The sequence below is a fragment of the Paraburkholderia heleia NBRC 101817 genome (assembly GCF_000739775.1).
GTDB classification, from domain to species: domain Bacteria; phylum Pseudomonadota; class Gammaproteobacteria; order Burkholderiales; family Burkholderiaceae; genus Paraburkholderia; species Paraburkholderia heleia.
The window spans coordinates 76,059-96,326 of sequence record NZ_BBJH01000023.1; the positions used below are offsets into that span (position 1 = coordinate 76,059).

Consider the following 20,268-nt stretch of genomic DNA (forward strand, 5'->3'; position numbering starts at 1 on the left):
ACCCTGCGGCCGGTAACGCCGCGACAGCTTGCGGCGGCACGTCCGCGGCTACACCGCAGGCGGGTCATCGCATCTCGAAGGCGACGTGGGATTCGCTGTACGGGCATCACCGGCACCGGCAAGGATGAGCGATTCGATGCGGATACTTCTCGTAGAGGACGACACACTGATTGGCAACGGGCTGCAGCGGGGACTGCAACGCGAGGGCTTCGCAGTTGACTGGGCCCAGGACGGCGACGCCGCGGCGCTTGCCTTGCGGACCACCCCGTATGGGCTCGTCCTGCTCGATCTTGGGCTGCCGAAACAGGACGGGCTCGCCCTGCTCGCGCGACTGCGTCAGCGCAAAGACGACACGCCGGTGATCATCATCACCGCCCGGGACGCCGTACCGGACCGTGTCGCGGGCCTCGACGGCGGTGCCGACGACTACATCGTCAAGCCGTTCGCGCTCGATGAACTGCTCGCGCGCATGCGCGTGGTACGCCGGCGCCAGGCCGGGCATACACGAACCAGTCTGCACGTCGGTCCGCTTCGGCTCGACCCGGCGCAGCATCGGGTCTGGCTGCGGGAAGTGGAGATACCGATGACGACGCGCGAGTTCGCGCTGCTGCAGGAGCTGATGCAGGATCCCGATATCGTCGTGTCGCGCGAGCAGCTCGAAGAGCGCATGTACGGCTGGAACGAGGAGATCGGCAGCAACACAATCCAGGTCCATATCCACAACCTGCGCCGCAAACTTGGCACACAGGCGATCCGGAACGTCCGTGGAGTCGGCTACCAGATGGGAGAGATCGATTGAATTCGCTACGCCGGCGCCTGCTCTGGTGGCTGCTCCCTGCCACGTTGCTCACCGGACTGCTTGCGAGCGCGGCCACCTATCGTGGGGCACTGGCGGAACTGGACGAACTGCTCAACGATCAGCTAAAGGCCGTCGCCCAGCACGTCGTGGTCGAGCCCGACGGACACCTGTCGCTGCGAGGTTTGCAGGGCGCGAACGAGGACCGTCTCTCCGGAGAACAGTCTCATGCCGTGCTTCTCCAGGTCTGGCGCGGCAGCACGTCCGTATTCAGCACGGACATTGACTCGCCTCTTCCGCCGCCTTCCGGGGCGGGTTTCGCAGACATCATCGTCGGGGGGCAGCTCTGGCACACCTATGTCACGAAGGACGGCGACATGCTCGTGCGCGTCGCGCAGGCAAGGCGCGCGCGTTGGGAAGCGGTGGCCGAGATCGCGATGCACCTGTTCTGGCCAGTGCTGTCGCTAATCCCCGTGCTTGCCCTCTTTCTGTGGTTCGGGATCGGCTACGGCCTGAGGCCGCTGCGGAATATCGCTGCAAATCTCAAGCGAAGGGACGCGAACAATATGCAGACCATCGACACCACAGCGATGCCCGGCGAAGTCAAACCGCTGGTTGATGCGCTCAACGATCTGCTGCAGCGCCTCGACGACGCATTTGCGGCTCAGCGCGATTTCATTGCAGACGCTGCACACGAACTTCGAACGCCAATCATGGGCCTCGGGCTGCAAGCGGACCTGTTGCCGAAGGCGCTCAACGCAGAAGAACGCGAGCTCATCATCGCACAGATTCGCACAGGCACCGCACGTCTTGCGCATCTCGCCGAACAACTCCTGGCGCTCGCCCGCCTCGGCCCGGATTCGTTGCCTCCGCCCATGTCCGTTATGGATCTCACCTCATTGGCGCGTTCGGTTGTTGGCGAGCGGGCACGTCTGGCGCAGGCAAACGAAATTGACCTCGGCCTCGTCGCCGCTTCGCCCGTGCAGGTTCGCGGCAACGAGGACGGTCTTCGTATCCTGCTCAACAATCTGGTCGACAACGCCATCCGATATGCTGGCTCGGGTGCGCGTGTCGATGTCGTTGTGCAATGCGAGGACGGTTCGCCGACGCTCTCGGTATGCGATACAGGACCCGGTATCCCCGTGGAAGATCGCGAGCGGGTGTGGGAGCGCTTTTATCGCGGAAACGGACACGGCGCCTCCGGCAGTGGTCTCGGGCTGTCGATCGTCAGGCACATTGCCGGGCAACATCAGGCTGTCGTCGCGCTCGACAGCGGCCCGGACGGCCACGGTCTGACCGTGCGCTTTCGCTTTCCCAGGCCAGTCGCCGAGAGCGGCGCTCCGAAGACTTCGAAAACGGACCAGGCGGGCGCGCCCGCTGCCACGGCCCGGCGGGCCGCCTGAGCGACGTCTTTTTCATGGGCGGGGCGCCTGAAATCATCCCTGCCTTTCCGTACGTCCTTCGCGTACCGACAATGCAAGATCGGAGTACGCGAGCCGCGATCCGATTTCGAAACGAGCGGCCTTTCAGTCGATGAAATAAAGTGCCCTCGTCGTTCGGAACAATAAGGCAGCCTTAAGAATTTCTCGCGTAAAGTGAGAACATGCGCCTCGCGATGTGATCAACCCGCACCGAGCCATGCCCGCTTCACGCAGGTGATTCACTGAGCGGCAGTCCTGTCGATTCCGGGCTATTCGCCAGCATCACCTTTCGAAGGCCCCGACCTTGTGAGCGGGGCCTCCTTTTTTTTAATCTCCGCGCTCAGGCCGACGGCGCCCGACGCGCAGCCCGTTGCCGGATCGGCATGATGCAGACGACGACAAATCCGGCCCCGCGGAAGCCGGCATGAGCCTCACATGGGTTTCACGAACACGATACGTTTAGACCCGATGCATGGAAGGCCGCCGTCGGGACAGCGCGAGGCAAAGACTCAAGCAGCCGCGCCGTTGCCCGCAGCCCTCGCGTTTCCGTATTCTTCAATAATGCCGATCAGCGCGTTCAGATCCGCCGGCTTCACCAGGTAGTGATCGATGCCGGCATCGGCGGCACGAAGCCGATGTTCTTCCTGGCTGTAGCCGCTTATTGCAATGATCAGACTCTGCGGCAACGCGTCATCGGTTCGCAGGCGATGTGCCACGTCGAAGCCGTTCATGCCAGGCAAGCCGATGTCGAGCAGCACCACGTCGGGCAAAAAAACCTTGGCCTGCGTGAGGGCCGCAGCGCCATCCGCCGCGCGCTCGACCTGGTGCCCATATATGCGCAGGAATGCTTCGAGGCTTTCGGCTGTCGCGGCCATGTCGTCGACGATCAGTACGCGCATGCCCTGGGCCCGTCGAATTGGGACGACGTTCGGCCGGCTTTCGATTGCCTCGTCGACGACGAGCCGCGCTGGCAAGCGCACCGTGAATCTGCTGCCTTTCCCCCGCCCATCACTCTGGCACTGAACGGACCCCCGGTGCATTTCGGTCAGGTGGCGCACGAGCGTCAGTCCTATGCCCAGGCCGCCCTGCGCGCGGTCCAGCGATGTCTGTCCCTGCGCAAAGAGGTCAAAGACGTGAGGCAGGAACACCGGATCGATACCGTCGCCCTCGTCGGAGACGACAATCGAAGCCATCGCGCCGTCATGCGCCGTCGAGATGTGCACGCTGCCGCCGGGTGGCGTAAATTTCGATGCGTTGTTGAGCAGGTTCGCTACGACCTGCGACAGGCGGACGATGTCCCCATCGATGACAATGGCCACGCCCGGCTCGTCACGGGTCAGCGTCTGGGATCGCGCGGTATAGTTCGGCCCGCTGGTTTCGACTGCGCGATCAATGACGCTGGAAAGAAGCACGGGCTCCGTGCGCAGTGTGACGACGCCGCGAGCAATTCGCGAAACATCGAGCAGGTCGTCCACGATGCGCACGAGATGCTCCGCCTGCGTTCCGATAATCTCGCTGCCCCAGCGCAACACCTGGGAATCTGTCGGTCTCGCGCGTCGCATGACGGCCACTGCGTTGACAATCGGCGCGAGCGGATTGCGCAGTTCATGCGCAAGCATCGCCAGAAATTCGTTCTTGCGCTGGTCGCCGTCCCGAATCGCCGAAAAGAGCAAGGCATTCTCCAGCGCTATCGCTGCACGGCTGACGAATTCGTGCGTGACCGATGCGTCGTCATTGCGTTCGCTCGTCCTGTGGATGCCCAGCACGATGGTGCAGGGTTGCGCCGCCCCCGTCAACAATGGATAAGCCGTCATCTCCCTCAGATCCAGTGGCACCTCGCAGCACGTGCCGTCCTCCTGGGTGCATGCGAGGATGGGGCGCCCGTCGATCGGCAGGCGGGCCGGCTGCCCTGTCGACAAGGCCTCGCGGACCAGCATGTCGAGTTCTGGCAAGGATAACACCCGATGTTGCAGCGTAGCGGCGGCGCCCCAACGCGGCTCCCCCCATGCGGAATTCGCCACGCATGCGATGGTTTGCGGTGCTTGCCCCTCCCCTGGGGTAAAAACGAGCACAGCCGCATCGGCTAGCGTAGGCACCGGCAGTTCGACTATCCTGGCTACCGTATCGTCGACTTCCAGCGAACGCGTCAGCGCCTGGCTTGCGCGAGCGAGAAAATCCGCTCTGAATCGAGCCTGCTCGGCAGCGGCGCGTTGCACCTCGGCCTTCGCGAGGGCTTCGCGCTCGGCAGCATGTGCGATCAGCTGGTTTCGCATCCGGTACATGTCTACGAAAACACGCACCTTCGCGCGCAGAATTTCGGGAACCACCGGCGATGAAATATAGTCGACGGCGCCGAGCGCATAACCACGCGTCATCTCGTTGTCGTCGACGTACGCCGTGATAAAAATGATCGGCGTACGGGCCGTTCTTCGATACGAGCGCATCATCGACGCTGTCTCGAAGCCGTCCATGCCTGGCATGTTGACGTCAAGCAGGATCGCGGCGAATTCCTGCTCGAGTATGGCTCGAAGCGCGGCACGCCCGGACGACACCGCAACGATGTTCTCCCCGAGTTCTTCGAGAACGCTGCGAAGTACGAAGCGCTGCTCCGGAATGTCGTCGACGACGAGGATGTTGACCCGGTCGCCTTCCTCCTGCGAATGCGTTTCCATGGTCGTTCCTATGCGTGTAGCCACGCGTGCAGGACCGCGAGCAGATTACCGCGGTCGACTGGCTTCGACAGGTAGTCCCACGCACCGGCTGCGATGCAGCGTTCCCGGTCGCCCTTCATCGCCTTGGCCGTGACGGCAACGATAGGCAACGAGCGGCCAGCCGGCAATTTGCGGATCTCGCGTATCGTCATGAGGCCGTCCATCTCGGGCATCATGATATCCATCAGCACTGCGTCGATTGCGGGGTCCGTCGCGACCAGCCGGATCGCATCACGGCCGTTGTCCGCCCACACATGGCGCATTCCATAATCTTCGACGACGGTTGCCAGCGCGAATATGTTGCGCATGTCGTCGTCTACGATCAGCACCTTTTTGCCGTGCAGTGCGAGTTCCGATTCGCGCAAGCTGCTGATCTGCGCCTGGGCTTCCGTGCCGAGTCCAGTTGAACCGACATGTAATGCCGCGACTGTCGCATCCAGAAGGCGGTCGGAACCCGCGACGGGCATGACAACGTAGCGCTCGGAAGGTCGCAGCCACTGCTGCGCCCGCAGCGCTTCCCGATCCCCGATCACGACGACGGGCAGCGGTGCGAAAGAGGGTCGCCTGATGAGCGCCTCATCGAGCCATTCTGGCGACATGCCGCTCAACCCTTCGAGATCGACGACCAGTCCGTCTAGGTGGCACGCAGGCAGACGGCTCAACACTTCTGCGCCCGTTTCGCACGATTCGACTGTCACCCGGTCGCTCGCAAGCAACCTGAGAAACGTCTCGCGCTGCGGCGTCGGGGCCAACGCGACCAGTAGACGGCGAACGTCTACCGCCACATAGGTCATCAGGGCGCTCAGCGCGTCGTCGAGTTGCTCACGCGACTGGATCGGCTTGGGCAGAAAGCCGAACGCTCCCGAGTTAAATGCGCGTTCACGCGACTCGTCCGTGGAAATCACGCAGGTCGGCACGTGACGCGTCGCGAGGTCGTGCTTCAGGCGTGACAGGACGCGCCAGCCTTCCATGTCGGGCAGGAAAAGATCCAGCGTGACCGCATCGGGCCTGAACTGATCTGCGAGCGTCAATGCAGCCGAACCCAATGGCGTAACCAGACCCTTGAAGCCTTTCTCACGCGCGGCGTCGAGCAAATAATCCGCGAATGCGCGATCGTTCTCGACGATCAGCAGTACGCGATCGCCATGGGCAATGCTGTTTCGATCGTCCTGCGTGGATTCGACGAGGTTCGCAGCTTCTTCCACCGCGGCCGTTACGAGCTCGCGCACTGCGGGATCCGCTGTGGCCGGCCCGTACGCCGGGGGTTCCGTGACAGGCATCGAGCCGCGCGAGTCGTCGCGCATCGCGGCCCTGCGCACGGCTTTGCCGGGATCGCTCCCGAACGGGACGTATAGTGTGAAGGTGCTTCCTTTGTTCGGCGAACTAACCAGCCTGATCTCCCCGCCCAGCAGTTTGGCGAGTTCGCGGCTGATTGCGAGACCGAGGCCCGTACCGCCATATTTCCGGCTCGTGCTGCCGTCAGCCTGCTGGAACGCCTCGAAAATGATCTGCTGCTTCTCCGCCGAGATACCGACACCGGTATCGGACACCGAAAATGCGATGACCTGGTGTGCGCGATTCAGGCCTTCATGATCCGGGCTCCAGCCATCGAGAGCCTCTTCGATCGACAAGGTGACACGCCCTTCGTGCGTGAACTTGAACGCGTTCGACAGCAGATTCTTGAGAATCTGCTGCAGGCGTTTCGGATCGGTATAGATGGACGCAGGCAACTGGGCGCCCGTATGGACCATGAAGTCGACCTTGCGTGCTTCCGCGATGTGACGGAACGTGCGCTCGACGTAGACGGAAAGGTCTTCGATGCGATGTTCGGTGATCTCCACGACAACGGTACCCGACTCGATCTTCGCAAGATCGAGGATGTCATTAATCAGCATCAGCAGATCGTTGCCCGAGGAATGAATGGTTTTCGCAAAATCGACCTGCTTCTGCGAGAGGTTGCCATCCGCGTTCCTGCACAGGTTGTCGGAGAGAATCAGCAAACTGTTGAGTGGCGTTCGCAGTTCATGGGACGTGTTGGCGAGAAACTCGGACTTGTATTTGGACGTGAGGGCCAGCTGCCTCGCCTTTTCTTCAAGTGCCTGCCGCGCCTGCTCGACCTCGGCATTCTTGCGTTCGACCTCTTCATTCTGGTGCGCGAGAAGGTGCGCCTTTTCCTGCAACTGCTGGTTGGTCTGCTGAAGCTCCTCCTGCCGGCTCTGTAACTCATGTGCAAGCGTCTGGGACTGCCTTAGCAGGTCTTCGGTACGGGTATTGGCCTCAATCGTGTTGATCACGATGCCGATACTCTCCGTAAGCTGATCGAGAAAAGCCTGATGCGTGGGGTTGAGGCGCTCGACCGACGCCAGCTCGAGCACCCCCTTGACCTTCGCCTCGAAGACGACCGGAAGCACCAGCACATTGTGAGGCGTCACGCTCAGAAGGCCTGATGTAATCTGGAAGGGTTCCGTTGCGGGCGGCTCGAGGAGGATCTTGCGCCTGTCGACTGCGCACTGGCCAATCAGCCCCTCGCCGGGACGGACCAGCTTGCCGTGGGTCGCGCGGCCGCCCGCTGCATAGCTCGCCGTCAGGCGCAGCGATGGCGGCGTGCAAGCGCTATCGAGCACGTAGAACTCGGCCCGATGCACGCCGACCACGGGGGCGAGTTCGGAGAGGATCAGCTCTCCAACCGCCACGAGGTCTTTCTGGCCCTGCAGCATGCGGCTGAATTTCGCGAGGTTGGTCTTGAGCCAGTCCTGCTCCGTATTGACCTGCGTAGTGTCCTTCAGGTTGCGGATCATCTCGTTGATCGTATCCTTGAGTGCCGCAACTTCGCCCCGGGCCTCCACGGTAATCGAGCGGGTCAGATCGCCCTGGGTCACGGCAGTCGCGACTTCGGCAATCGCGCGCACCTGGGTGGTCAGGTTCGCGGCAAGCCGGTTGACGTTCTCCGTGAGTCCTTTCCAGGTGCCGGAGGCGCCCGGCACCTTCGCCTGACCGCCCAGCTTGCCCTCCACGCCCACCTCGCGCGCCACCGTCGTCACCTGGTCGGCGAATGTCGCGAGCGTGTCGGTCATGCTGTTGATCGTGCCGGCGAGCGCAGCAATTTCGCCCTTGGCTTCGACGGTCAGCTTGCGGTCGAGATCGCCATTGGCGACAGCCGTCACGACCCGGGCGATGCCGCGTACCTGGCTCGTCAGGTTGCCCGCCATGAAGTTCACGTTATCGGTCAGGTCCTTCCAGGTGCCGGCCGCGCCTTGCACGTCCGCCTGCCCTCCGAGTTTGCCTTCCGTGCCGACCTCGCGCGCGACACGCGTGACCTCCGACGCAAACGAGCGCAACTGGTCGACCATCGTATTGATCGTATTCTTCAGTTCGAGGATTTCGCCCTTGACGTCCACGGTGATCTTCTTGGAAAGGTCGCCGGCCGCCACGGCTCTGGTCACGTCCGCGATGTTGCGCACCTGGCTCGTGAGGTTGCCCGCCATGAAATTCACGTTGTCGGTCAGGTCCTTCCACGTACCGGCCACGCCTTGCACATCGGCCTGGCCGCCGAGCTTGCCTTCGGTACCGACCTCGCGCGCGACGCGCGTGACTTCGGACGCAAACGAACGAAGCTGGTCCACCATCGTATTGATCGTGTTTTTCAGCTCGAGAATTTCCCCTTTCACGTCGACGGTGATCTTCTTCGATAAATCACCTGCAGCGACCGCCGTGGTCACGTCGGCAATGTTGCGCACCTGCGCGGTGAGGTTGCTGCCCATGGAATTCACGGAGTCCGTGAGGTCCTTCCACGTGCCCGCCACGCCCTGCACATTCGCCTGACTGCCGAGCTTGCCGTCGGTGCCCACCTCGCGCGCCACGCGTGTCACTTCCGAAGCGAAGGATCCGAGCTGGTCGACCATGGTGTTGATCGTGTTTTTCAGCTCAAGGATTTCGCCCTTGACGTCGACGGTGATCTTCTTGGAAAGATCTCCAGCGGCGACAGCCGTGGTCACCTCCGCGATGTTGCGCACCTGCGCGGTGAGATTGCTGCCCATCGAATTGACGGAGTCGGTGAGGTCCTTCCACGTACCGGCCACGCCCTGCACGTCCGCCTGGCCGCCGAGCTTGCCTTCGGTGCCGACTTCGCGGGCGACGCGCGTCACCTCCGAGGCGAAGGACCGGAGCTGATCCACCATCGTGTTGATGGTGTTCTTCAACTCCAGAATCTCGCCTTTCACATCGACCGTGATCTTCCTGGAGAGGTCCCCGGCGGCGACGGCAGTGGTCACGTCAGCAATGTTGCGCACCTGCGCGGTGAGATTGCTGCCCATCGAATTGACGGAGTCGGTGAGGTCCTTCCACGTACCGGCCACGCCCTGCACGTCCGCCTGGCCGCCGAGCTTGCCTTCGGTGCCGACTTCACGGGCGACGCGCGTTACCTCGGAGGCGAAGGAACGGAGCTGGTCCACCATCGTGTTGACGGTGTTCTTCAGTTCGAGGATCTCGCCTTTCACATCGACCGTGATCTTCTTTGAAAGGTCGCCGGCCGCAACGGCTTTTGTGACCTCCGCGATGTTTCGGACCTGACTCGTCAGATTGCCCGCCATGAAGTTGACGTTGTCGGTGAGATCCTTCCAGGTGCCCGCAACGCCCTGGACGTCGGCTTGTCCGCCGAGCCGCCCCTCGGTGCCGACTTCACGGGCGACACGCGTCACTTCCGAGGCAAACGACCGAAGCTGGTCGACCATCGTGTTGATGGTGCGCGCCGTGCGCAGAAATTCCCCCTGCAACGCGCGGCCATCGGCTTCGAGTGCCATGTTCTTGGAGAGGTCGCCCTGCGCCACTGCTCCGATCACACGGGCGACTTCACTCGTGGGGTGCACCAGGTCGCCGATCAGCGAATTGATGGCGTCGACCGAGCCGCGCCAGAACCCTCGGGCAAACGGCAATACGGCACGCTCATTGAGACGCCCGTCCTTGCCGACGACCCGGCTCAGACGCGCGAGCTCTTCGAACATGCATACGTTCTGGTCAGCGAGTTCGTTGAAGACCTGGGCGAGCCTGCCGTGCACACCGGACCACTCGGGAGGCAGTTCGACTGTTTCGCCATCCTTGAGCGCACTGACCGCGCGAAGGATCGTCTTTGCGCACGCCGCGGCAGATTCGCCGCGCTGGATGACCGTATTGATAGTGGCGGCGTGATCGAACCAGAAGCCGTCGAGTCCTTCGACAGACAGACGCTGCCCGATGTTGTCCGTCGTAATCGTCGCATCCCGGAGCTGGACGGACATCCTGCCGCATTGCGCGGCAAGCCGGTTGAATTCTCCCGCGGCCTCACCTGACGGGCCCTCCCAGTCGTCAGGCAATCGCGCCGACGCATCGCCGCGCCGGAGAGCACCCAGCATACGCGCAATCCGCGCGAGGTCGTTCTCTTGCGCCGCCGTCGCCGTAACCGTAGGAGCGTCCATTTTTTCACCTCGAGGGCCGAAAAAAGCAAAGGGAGTCCGGTGCCACACGGTCTCCGTCGTCGGAGCTTGTTCTAATCTAATCGAATCTGATCGAATTGAAACGATTGCTCGCGGCGTTGCGGAGCAGCCATCGACTTCACGAAAGAGGGTGATCCTGATTGCTGGCGAGAGCGCAACCGGCTGCGAGCGCAATATGCGTGCCCGAAGCTTACGATTGACAGACAAGGCGCGCAGAACGCCCGTTCGGCACGCGTGCTAACCGTGCACGATCAGAACGGGACAGGACGATATTCGAAGCAAGGCCTCTGCGACACTGCCCAGCACTGCCCTGCCTACGCCGTGCCTGCCGTGGGTGCCGATCACGACAAGATCCGCTTCCTGCGTTTTCACGCAGCGCTGCAGGCATTGCGCGATCGAGTCGGACTTGCCGGTCGTTTCGCAGATCTCCACTGAGCACGGAACACCGCGATCCATTGCCGCCCGCCTAACCTCTTCAAGCGCAAGGCGGCCGTCCTCATTTAGCACCCTGCCGAGCGCCTCGGGATCGAAGTAGCCGGAGTAGGGCGCGAGACCCCATTTGTGCACGACGAACACAGCATGTACGCGGGCGGGCGCAAGCGCTGCGAACGCCACGGCTTCCTGCGTAGCGCGCCGGGCAGAATCATTACCGTCCACTGCCAGCAGAATCTTTCGATAAACGGGCTTTGCCATGGATGCCCCCTTTGATCCGTGTCGTGTCATGTCATGGCGACGCATCCACCCTACGCAGCGGGCGCCCGTCTCAACTGACCTCCGTCAATCGATTGCGTATCGACGGACGGCGCGATGGCGGCTGCTTTCGCGTGCCCCAAATACTGGTTGATCTGAGTCAACCGCGTTCGCGGGCGAGCCATGAGACTGAAGCGGCACGACACGAGAGACACGGGTCGTGATGGCCGCCGATTTGCAGCAGGGCTGCATGAACAGGACCTATTCACCATGAAAACTTCCGCGCCCAATCCCGCATCCCTCGGCCTTGCCGGATTCGCCCTCACCACGTGGCTGCTCAGCATGATCAACGCCGGATGGTTTGGCGGCGACGCGCTGGGCCTCGTGCTCGCCAGCGCCCTTGCGTTTGGCGGTACCGCGCAAGCGATCGCAGGGCTCATCGAAATTCCTCGCGGCAACACCTTCGGCGCCACGGCATTCATCGCCTACGGCGCGTTCTGGTGGTCGTTGGCGCTGTACCTCATGTACCTGCACGAGCACGTCGTGCCCGCTTTCGTGGGCTGGTATCTGCTTCTCTGGGGTGTCTTTACGCTTTACATGTGGGTAGCCACCTGGCGCGCCTCGCGGGCCCTGCAACTTCTCTTCCTTGCGCTGTGGATCACGTTCTTCCTGCTGGCCGCGAGCGAGTGGACCGGATCGCCCCTGATTCACCACGCGGGCGGTTATGCCGGGCTGTTCACCGCACTCGTCGCGTTCTACCTGTCCGCTGCGGAAATCATCAACGAGACCCACGGCCGCAACGTGCTGCCAACCGGCGCGCCGGCCCGCGCCAATGCCGACGATCTCGCCGGCACACGCACCGCCTGATTCTGAGCACCTGGAGAACATCATGACTGAGCTTGAACGCATCGCCTACGAACCGACGCCGCTGCTCCCGCCCGCCCCCGCGAGCGGCGAGTCGCACGAGTTCATCGCCCTGCCGCGCCCTCGCCTCGACGCCGGTGCGCCTCTCATGACCGCCCTCGCCCATCGCAAGAGCACGCGCGTCTACGCAGATGTGCCCATGACGCTCGACACGCTCGGCGCCCTGCTCTGGGCCGCAAACGGCGTCAACCGCCCCGATACCGGCGGGCATACGGCGCCATCGGCGCATGGCTTTCACGAAATCGATATTTATGTTGCGCTCCCGCAGGGCGTCTATCGCTATGATCCGGCGCTTCATCATCTCGTGCTCAGGCATCTCGCCGACGCGCGCAACATGACCGGCTATCAGGACTTTGTCGGCAAGGCGCCGCTCGATCTCGTGTACGTCTTGCGAGGCTCACAGGTGCTCGGTACGCCGCCGCAGCAGCGCGAGCTTTTCGCTGCCATTGCCGCAGGAGCGATTTGCCAGAATGTTTCGCTGTACTGTGCATCCGAGGGGTTCGCCACTGTGGTGCGAGGCTGGATCAACCAAAGGCTGCTCGCCGACGCGCTGCGCCTGAACGAAGACGAGGTGCCGCTCCTTGCGCAGACCGTCGGCAGGCCTGCGCTCAATTGACCGGCAGACCGGATCGAGTCATGGCGGCGCCAGGCCGGCGGAGGAAGCAACCATGTCCACACGTGTCGATTTGAGCGCTGTCCAAACCGAATACCGGCTTTGTTACGTCCGCACGCCCTGGGCCTGGTTCACGCGCATCCCGCTCGACCAGCAATGGGGTGAGCACTGGGAGCGCGCACCGTATATGCGCGAGGCCGGCTTACCCTACGCCGACGAAGCCGGCCAGATCCTCAAAGTCGGCTTCGACGGGCCGCTGCTGAGCCCCGAAGAGGGAGAGCACGCGCACCCGTACAGCGTGCAGGAAGTCAATGCGAAACAGGCGTCGTGGCTGCGCACCGAGAGCTACCTCGGCGGCCCCACCATTCACATCGTGGCCGGTGTCACGCTGCGGCGATTCATGGAACTGGTCGAACTGGCGGGCGGAACGGTCTACGCGCCTCTCGGCTGGGGCGAGTTGCCCGGGCTTCGGGTTGCGTCGAGCACCGGCCGCTAGCCGGCAAAGCACAGACATCGCTCGCGAGCCGGTGCGCCGTATCGAAACAGCGTGCTCGCGAAGACTTGCGCGCGTCGGAGCGGGGAGCGTGCCACTGCCCGCGACTATCGCGAAGGCGAACACTGAGGCGGATACGCTTGCCGTGATGTGTCCGCCGCCAGCGCGGGCGTGGCCAGTGTGCCGCCCGCCGGAAGCTGCGTGAGCGCAGCCGTAGCGGGCTGCGTGATCTCTCGATTGAGCGCCTTTTCGTCTTCAGGTTGTGTACCCGCGATCAGCGCGAGCAGTTCGTCGTGCTCGATCACTTCCCGTTCGAGCAGGCGTGCGGCAATCCGGTCCAGCGCGGCGCGCTGCTCGGCTAATGTGCGCGTCACGCGCTCATGGGCTTCCTTCAGCAGCCGACGCACCTCGTCGTCGACGAGCTGGGCCGTGCGCGCAGCCGGATGCGGCCCATCGGCACCCGCCGGTGCCGGCCTCACGGCGCCATCGTCGGCGCAATTCGCGAGGCCGAGGAGCTCGCTCATGCCATAACGGGCCACCATGTGCCAGGCCATCGTGGTGGCCCTCTCGAGGTCGTTTTCCGCGCCGGTGGAGACGTCGCCGAACACGAGCTCTTCCGACACCCTGCCGCCAATCAGTACGTCCAGACGGTCGAGCAGTTCGCTGCGCCTGAGCACGTAACGGTCCTCGGTCGGGACCTGCTGTGTGTAGCCGAGCGCCGCCACGCCGCGCGGGATCATCGACACTTTCTTGACCGGGTCGCAATGCGCGCGGCTCTGGGCAACGAGCGCATGACCCGCCTCGTGGTACGCAATGGTCACCTTCTCCTGCGCATTCATCACCCGGCTCTTGCGCTCGGAACCCGCCAGCGCCCGGTCGATGGCTTCGTCGAAGTCCGCCATGGTCACGTTCGCACGGTCGGCTTCGGCCGCGTGAAGCGCCGCTTCATTCACGATGTTCGCGAGATCGGCGCCCACGCAGCCGGGCGTGCGCGCGGCCAGCTCCCCGAGGTCGACATCGGGCGCGAGCGGCACCCCGCGCGCGTGCACGGAAAGAATCTGCCGGCGCCCGTTCAGGTCCGGGCGATCGATCGCGATGTGGCGGTCGAACCGCCCCGGACGCAGCAGCGCCGGATCGAGCGTCTCGGGCCGGTTGGTCGCCGCGAGCAGGATTACGCCGGCGTTAGGCTGAAATCCGTCCATTTCCACCAGCAGCTGGTTGAGCGTCTGCTCGCGCTCGTCGTTGCCTGAGACCGGATTCGCGCCGCGCACCTTGCCGAGCGCGTCGAGTTCGTCGATAAAAACGATGCACGGCGCCTGACGCTGCGCCTGCTCGAACAGATCGCGCACGCGCGCCGCGCCGACGCCCACGAACATCTCCACAAAAGACGAGCCGCTGATCGAGAAGAACGGCACGCCGGCCTCGCCCGCGAGGGCCTTCGCGAGCAAGGTCTTGCCCGTTCCAGGCGCGCCGACGATCAGGATGCCTTTGGGTATCTTTCCCCCGAGCCGTCGATATCGCTCAGGATGGCAAAGGAACGAGACGATCTGCTGCAGCTCCTTCTTGGCTTCGTCGATCCCGGCAATGTCGTTGAAGGTCGTGCCGGTCGCCTGCTGCAGATAGATCTGCGCACGGCTTTTGCCGATGCTCATGAAGTCTCTCGCGCCCCCGCTGCGCCGCAGCATGAATTGCCACGCGATCACGAAGAGCACCAGCGGGGCGATCCAGGCGAGCAGCAGGTCGCCCCAGATGCTGTCGAGCCCCCCGCGGTAATGTACGCCAGCGGCGGCAAGACGCGCGGGCAGCGACTCGTCGGCAACGCGTATAGCCGTGAACGGATAAGGCGGCTTGCCGGCGGGGAACGCGGCGGCGTCGGAGGCAGGGAGCGTTGCCTTCGCCTCGTCCGAGCGCAATTCCCCGCTGATGCGCGTGGGCGTGATGACGAGGTTGTCGATTTCGTGCGCGGCGAGCAGGCGCTGAAAATCGCTGTAGGCGATCGCCGGCGTCGCCGGGGCAAACCAGAGCAACTGTGCGGCTAGCAGCATCATGACGCCGACGAACAGCACGATGCTGCTCAAATCGAACTTGTTCTTCATGCGTTCGCTCCGCGTGGGCCAGGCGTCGCGCATGACTTGTCTGCGCCGCGGACGAGCAGAACCGGGCATGGCGCCGTCCGCACGAACTGCTCCGCGACACTGCCGAGTAGCGCCCGCTGGATGCCGCGCCTGCCATGCGTGCCGAGTACGGCCAGCTGCGCGCCATGGCTTGACGCACAGCGCTGCAGACACTGCGCCACGTTGTCGTTCATGTCCTGCACATCGAGCAGTTCGGTCTCGCAGCGCACGCCAGCCGATGTCGCTTGCGCGCGGGCTTCCTCGAGCTGCTTCATGGCGTCTTCGCGATACGCCTGGATCATCCCGGCCGGCACGTAGGTGAGCCCCATGCCGACCCCCATTGGCGCGACGATGTCGAGCGCGTGCACGACGCGCAGCCGGGCGCCGGTCAGGCCCGCCAGCTTCAGCGCTTCGGCGAGCGCCTGCTGCGAGGTTTCGCTGCCGTCGTAAGCTACCAGGATTTTTTCGTACATGTCTTTCCCCTCGCGGGCTGTCGCCCAGCGGATCGCGTCGCATCTTTCCATCTTCGAATCGGCCGGCGCTATGCGCTTGACTTGTGTCAAGGAACGTCGGTGCCACGTCCACCGCCGTCAATGCGTTCCCGCCATGCCCTCGCCGTTCGCCGGCTCGTCGCGCCACCCGCCGCCGAGCGCCGCGTACAACGCCACGGTGTCCTGCAGGCGCTGCGCAGCGGCTTCCAGCCATGCGATCTGCGCCTGATGCAACTGGCCGTCGGCGACCAGGATCTGCAGATAATCCACGGTCCCCGCGCGATAGTCGGCGCGCAGCAGCCGTAGCGCCTCCTGCGCCGCGGAGAGCGCGCGCGACTGCGCGTCGAGCGCGCCGGCGTCGTATTCGAGCGCGTAGAGCACATCCGCGACCTGGGCGAAGGCCGCAAGCACGGTTTGGCGATACTGCGCGCGCGAGGCCGCGTAGGCTTCCTGAGCGGCCTTGCGGCCGTACCACAGCGTGCCGCCCTGAAAGAGCGGTGCAGCCACGTCCGCTGCGAGGCTCCACGACTGCCCCATGCGCTGCGCAATCGATGCCGGTGAGGCGCCCGAAAGTCCGCCCGCGGCGGAAAGCGTGATGTTGGGCAGCATCGCCGCCGTCGCGACGCCGATCTGCGCGCTCGTCGCGTGCAACAGGGCTTCGGCCTGCAGCACGTCGGGACGCTGGCGCACGAGCTGCGACGGCACGGTTTGCGGCAGATCCGCAGGCAGCGTGACATCGCGCAGCGAGAGTTCGGGCGCGCGCCATTGCGCGGGCAGCGCGCCTGCGAGCGAAGCCAGCAGGTCGCCCGCCTGCGCCCGCTTTTGCTCAAGCACTGGCAGCGTGGCCTCCAGGGCGGCCTGCTCGTTCTGCAGGGTGAGCACCGCTGCGTAGGCGGCTGTGCCGACGCGCGCGCGCACCTCGGCAATGCGTACCTGCTCACTGACGAGGCCGATCATCTCCTGCGTCGCATCGATTTCGTCGCACCAGGCTGCGCGCGCGATCATTGCGTTGACCACGTTCGATTCGATCGTCAGCCACGCCGCCTCCAGCGCGTAGCGCTGCGCGTCGCGCTCGGCCGCGAGGCCTTCCACGTAGCGGCGGTTGCCGCCCCACAGGTCAATGGCGTAGCTGATCGAGGCGGAAAGCGTAAACAGATTGAAGATCGACGGCGCCGCCTGCGACCCCACGTGCAGCGGCGAATAGCGTTCGCGTGACGCGCCCGCTTCGGCACTGGCCTGAGGATAGAAAACGCCTGCGCCGGCGCGCAACTGGTCCTCGGCGCGGCGCAGCGAGGCTTGCGCCTGGTCGAGCGTGGCGTTGTCGGTGAGCGCGTCGTCCACGGCGGAGTCGATGGCGAGACTGCCGAACTGGGTCCACCAGTCGTCGCGCACGCTCACGTCCGCCCGCAGAGTCTGCGTCGCTCCCGCCGCCGCGAAGGCAGACGGGCTCCCGCCGGGCAGGAAGGCGTCGACTTTCGGCGGCGGCGGCCGCGAGAAGTCGGGCCCGACCGCGCACCCGCCGAGTGCCGCTGCGCAAAGCAAGGCGCACAGACTGGCTGCGAAGCGTGCACCACGCCGGGCAGCGCGATCCTGTCCATCCTGGGCGTGCGCGGGCGCAGTGTCAGCGAGCCGAAATGTAGACATCGACGATCTGTCCAGCATAGAGACGGAGCCCTGCCTTCGGGACCACGCGAAAGATGACCGGCAGCACACGCAGGTCCACGCGCTCGGTGCGCTGGTCGGAGAGTTCGATCTTCGGCGTGACGTAGGGCTGGATGCGCTCGAACTGCAGGTCGGCGTCGATGCTCGCGCCTCGCACCGACATGCGCGCCTTGAGCCGGGCTGGCTCCGGCAGCCGTGCGATGAGTATCTCGTCCACGTAGCAGCGCACCGCGAGACGCTCCGGCGCGGTGCCAAGCACGATCGCCGGGGCCATGCCCTGCGTATAGGTGTCGTACACGCCCTGTTGCGATAGATAGGAGCCCTGCGCCGTGTTCACGGCGAGGACCACGCCGTCGGCCGGTGCGCGCAAGCAACGCGTCGGCGGAAGCCGCGGCCTTGCGCAACGCGTCGACCTGCCCCTGCTGGTTGCGCACGTCATACACCCATGCGCCGGCGCGCGTGAGGCGGTCCTGGCGCGTCACGACCCCGAGATTCGCGCGCGCCACCCGAACGCCGTTCTCCGCATTGTCGAGCACGTCGCGGCTCACCGCTTTCGGGTCGATGTCCCATGCCTGCTTCTGTTTCGCGTAGGTGTCCTCGGCCATTTTCAGGCTGGCCTGCGCCGCGCTGACCTGGGCGTCCGCGACATCGCGTGTTTCCGGCCGCGGCTGCGCCTGCAGCTCTTCGAGCAGCGCCTGCGCGGCGTCGGCTTGCGCCGCGAGTTGCTGCGCGTTGGCGCGCTGCACCGAGTCGTCGATGGTCAGCAGGACATCGCCGGCTTTCACACGGTCGCCGTCGTGCACGGCAAGACGCGTGACCGCGCCGCCCACGTCCGGGTAGATGTTGACGTTCGCGCCCGCGGGCTGGTCGCTTTCCACGATGCCCGTGGCGTAGACGCCGTGCTCATAAGGGTTGGCCGCCGGCTGGAAGACGGGCGGCTGCGGCGCCTGCTGGATGCCGAAGACCCACGCGGCAACGACGCTCGCAATGAAGCCCGCAATGGCCGCGGCGAACAGGATGCGATGCTTCATCGCGCGCCTCCTGCCTCGATGCCTTTGAGCTTGCCATCCTCCATGCGCAGGATGCGGTCGGCGTACTCGAAAATGCGGGCGTCGTGCGTGACGATCACGATGCAGCGGCGGGCATTGAGCACCTGGCGCTTGACGAACTCGATGATATTGCGCCCCGTGTCGCCGTCGAGCGAGGCCGTCGGCTCGTCGAGCACGAGAATGTCGGGCTGGCTCACGATCGCGCGCGCGATCGCCACGCGCTGTTGCTCGCCGCCGGAAAGCTTCACGGGCGGCAGCGCCGCGCGGTTCGCAAGGCCCACCACGTCCAGATAGCGCACGGCCTCGGCCAGCGATTCGTCCCATGGACGGCGCTTGAGAATCAGCGGAATTGCCACGTTCTCGGCCGTCGTGAGGCGCGGGAACAGGTGATAGTCCCGAAACACGAAGCCGATGCGGTTGAGCCGGAAATCGGCGAGGCCGTCGTCGGGCTGCGCCCAGAGGTCCACGCCGTCGATCGAAACCGATCCGCCGTCGGGCCGCAAAATGCCGGAGATGACACTGAGCAGCGTGGTCTTGCCGCTGCCCGACGGCCCGACGATGAGCACCATTTCGCCAAAGTGCGCCTGCATCGACACGCTTTGCAGCGCCTGGGTACGCGCCGCGCCCTCGCCGAACCATTTGTCGAGCGCGCGTGCTTCGATGGCAATCGAGTCTGGCATCGCATCAGCCCCGGAAGATGTCGAACGGTTCGATGCGCAGCACGCGGCGCACGCCGAGATAGCTCGAGAGCGAGGCGATCACGACGACCATCGCGAACGCGAGGGCGAGGTCGCGATACGTGATCATCGCCGCGTAGTCGCGGATGCGCAGGCGGGCGAGCGAGATGGAGGCGGCGCACAGGCCTACGCCCAGACCATAGCCCGTGAGCGCCGTGAATGCGGCCTGAAACAGGATCATGGCAACGAGTTCGCGGCGCTTCGCGCCGATCGCCTTGAGCGCGCCGAACTTTTCGAGGTTTTCGAGGATGAACGTGTAAAACGTCTGCCCCGAAATCGACAGTCCGACGACGAAGCTGATCGCCGTCATCAGGAGAATGTTGGTGCCGAGACTCGTCTCGTACTTGTAGAAGTTGGCGATGCGCTGCATGAACTCCTGTTTCGTATAGGCGACGTAGCCGAGCGAAGCCACGACGGCCTTGATGTGCGCGATGTCGCGCGCCGACTTCGGCTCGACGAGGATGTACGACGTGGTGTAGCGCGTGGACGGGATGTACTGGATCGCGCGGCTGTACGTGGTGTAGAGCGTAGGCGTGCCGAAGAGCCCGCTGCTCGCCACCGTCGCGACGCCGACAATGACGGCGCGGTGGTCGTTCAGCTCGAAGTCGGTGCCGGGCGCGGGGTTGCCGAGCTTGTAGAACTCGGCGTCCTGCACGGCGATGAAGCCGTTCTCCGCATAGATGTCCTCGATGCGCCCGCGCTTCATGCGCGGCCAGCCATAGAGCGTGGTGTCGTCCAGCCCGATGACCGTCGTGGCCTGGTAGGTGCCGTCGCGCAGCTTGACGAGCGCCACGCCTGAGTAGAGCGGCACGGCGTACTTCACGCCGTCGATGCTGCGCACGGCGTCGAGCACGTAGTCGGGCATGCCGATGCTGCTGGCGATCGTCTGCACGGCGGGGTCCATCACCCAGATCTTCGCGCCCACGTTGATGACGGTGGACGACGAGCGATTCAGAATGCCGGCGAACATCGACATCATCTCGACCATGAGAAACACGGCGAACGTAATGCCGATGAGCAGCGCCGTGAATTTGGCGCTGTCGTTCACGAGCAGCTTGAATGCGAGGCGCAGGATACCTGGCATGACGAACCGTTTAGC

The 20,268-nt window shown here is 64.4% G+C and carries 13 protein-coding genes and 1 pseudogene; 5 read left to right on the forward strand and 9 right to left on the reverse strand.

Translation table 11 applies throughout. The features are described from left to right. Window positions 1–136 precede the first annotated feature (136 nt). Window positions 137–799 (forward strand): response regulator, encoded by a 663-nt coding sequence (locus tag BHE01S_RS19655; RefSeq protein WP_042267006.1) that lies wholly within the window; start codon window positions 137–139, stop codon window positions 797–799. Beyond that, window positions 796–2,199: a sensor histidine kinase gene (locus tag BHE01S_RS19660; RefSeq protein ID WP_084069017.1), complete on the forward strand. Its 1,404-nt coding sequence runs from the start codon at window positions 796–798 to the stop codon at window positions 2,197–2,199. Before BHE01S_RS19655 ends, BHE01S_RS19660 begins: the two co-directional genes overlap by 4 nt. Before the next feature lie 527 nt (window positions 2,200–2,726). On the opposite strand, the gene BHE01S_RS19665 is transcribed toward BHE01S_RS19660, so the two are convergent. The 3 genes from BHE01S_RS19665 to BHE01S_RS19675 all read right to left on the reverse strand — a co-directional run bounded on the left by BHE01S_RS19665 (window position 2,727) and on the right by BHE01S_RS19675 (window position 11,089). Beyond that, the gene (locus BHE01S_RS19665; protein WP_042266873.1) at window positions 2,727–4,889 is read right to left on the reverse strand and encodes an ATP-binding response regulator; all 2,163 of its coding nucleotides are present in this window, start codon (window positions 4,887–4,889) and stop codon (window positions 2,727–2,729) included. Between the two features lie 8 nt (window positions 4,890–4,897). Beyond that, window positions 4,898–10,201 carry a HAMP domain-containing protein gene (locus BHE01S_RS19670; RefSeq protein ID WP_245639788.1) on the reverse strand — a complete coding sequence of 1,768 codons (5,304 nt, stop codon included), beginning with the start codon at window positions 10,199–10,201 and terminating at the stop codon, window positions 4,898–4,900. A 432-nt stretch (window positions 10,202–10,633) separates the two neighbouring features. After that, on the reverse strand, window positions 10,634–11,089 hold the full coding sequence (locus BHE01S_RS19675) for a universal stress protein (RefSeq protein WP_042266875.1): 456 nt from the start codon (window positions 11,087–11,089) through the stop codon (window positions 10,634–10,636). Between the two features lie 267 nt (window positions 11,090–11,356). On the opposite strand from BHE01S_RS19675, the gene BHE01S_RS19680 reads away from it, so the two are divergent. Genes BHE01S_RS19680 through BHE01S_RS19690 form a run of 3 tightly spaced genes read left to right on the forward strand, consistent with a single transcriptional unit; the run spans window position 11,357 to window position 13,119 of the window. Next, window positions 11,357–11,953, forward strand: coding sequence for an acetate uptake transporter (locus BHE01S_RS19680; protein WP_042266876.1), 597 nt, complete (start codon window positions 11,357–11,359; stop codon window positions 11,951–11,953). 22 nt (window positions 11,954–11,975) lie between these two features. Then, a complete protein-coding gene (locus BHE01S_RS19685; RefSeq protein WP_042267009.1) occupies window positions 11,976–12,626 on the forward strand; it encodes a nitroreductase family protein in 651 nt (216 codons plus the stop codon). Window positions 12,627–12,678: 52 nt separating this feature from the next. Beyond that, window positions 12,679–13,119, forward strand: coding sequence for a hypothetical protein (locus tag BHE01S_RS19690; protein ID WP_042266878.1), 441 nt, complete (start codon window positions 12,679–12,681; stop codon window positions 13,117–13,119). Window positions 13,120–13,223: 104 nt separating this feature from the next. Here BHE01S_RS19690 and ftsH read toward each other — a convergent pair whose 3' ends face one another. From ftsH to BHE01S_RS19720, 6 genes and pseudogenes are all read right to left on the reverse strand, one after another. Next, window positions 13,224–15,212: an ATP-dependent zinc metalloprotease FtsH gene (ftsH, locus tag BHE01S_RS19695; protein WP_084069033.1), complete on the reverse strand. Its 1,989-nt coding sequence runs from the start codon at window positions 15,210–15,212 to the stop codon at window positions 13,224–13,226. Continuing rightward, window positions 15,209–15,703 (reverse strand): universal stress protein, encoded by a 495-nt coding sequence (locus tag BHE01S_RS19700; RefSeq protein WP_042267012.1) that lies wholly within the window; start codon window positions 15,701–15,703, stop codon window positions 15,209–15,211. The genes ftsH and BHE01S_RS19700 overlap by 4 nt, the downstream gene beginning before the upstream one ends. A 117-nt stretch (window positions 15,704–15,820) precedes the next feature. Then, window positions 15,821–17,365, reverse strand: coding sequence for an efflux transporter outer membrane subunit (locus BHE01S_RS19705; RefSeq protein WP_084069018.1), 1,545 nt, complete (start codon window positions 17,363–17,365; stop codon window positions 15,821–15,823). Further along, a pseudogene (locus BHE01S_RS19710) lies at window positions 17,343–18,414 on the reverse strand (HlyD family secretion protein). The gene BHE01S_RS19705 and the pseudogene BHE01S_RS19710 overlap by 23 nt, the downstream one beginning before the upstream one ends. Further along, a complete protein-coding gene (locus BHE01S_RS19715; protein WP_042266879.1) occupies window positions 18,411–19,112 on the reverse strand; it encodes an ABC transporter ATP-binding protein in 702 nt (233 codons plus the stop codon). Before BHE01S_RS19715 ends, BHE01S_RS19710 begins: the two are co-directional and overlap by 4 nt. A 4-nt stretch (window positions 19,113–19,116) precedes the next feature. Beyond that, on the reverse strand, window positions 19,117–20,253 hold the full coding sequence (locus BHE01S_RS19720) for an ABC transporter permease (protein ID WP_042267015.1): 1,137 nt from the start codon (window positions 20,251–20,253) through the stop codon (window positions 19,117–19,119). Window positions 20,254–20,268: the final 15 nt, after the last annotated feature.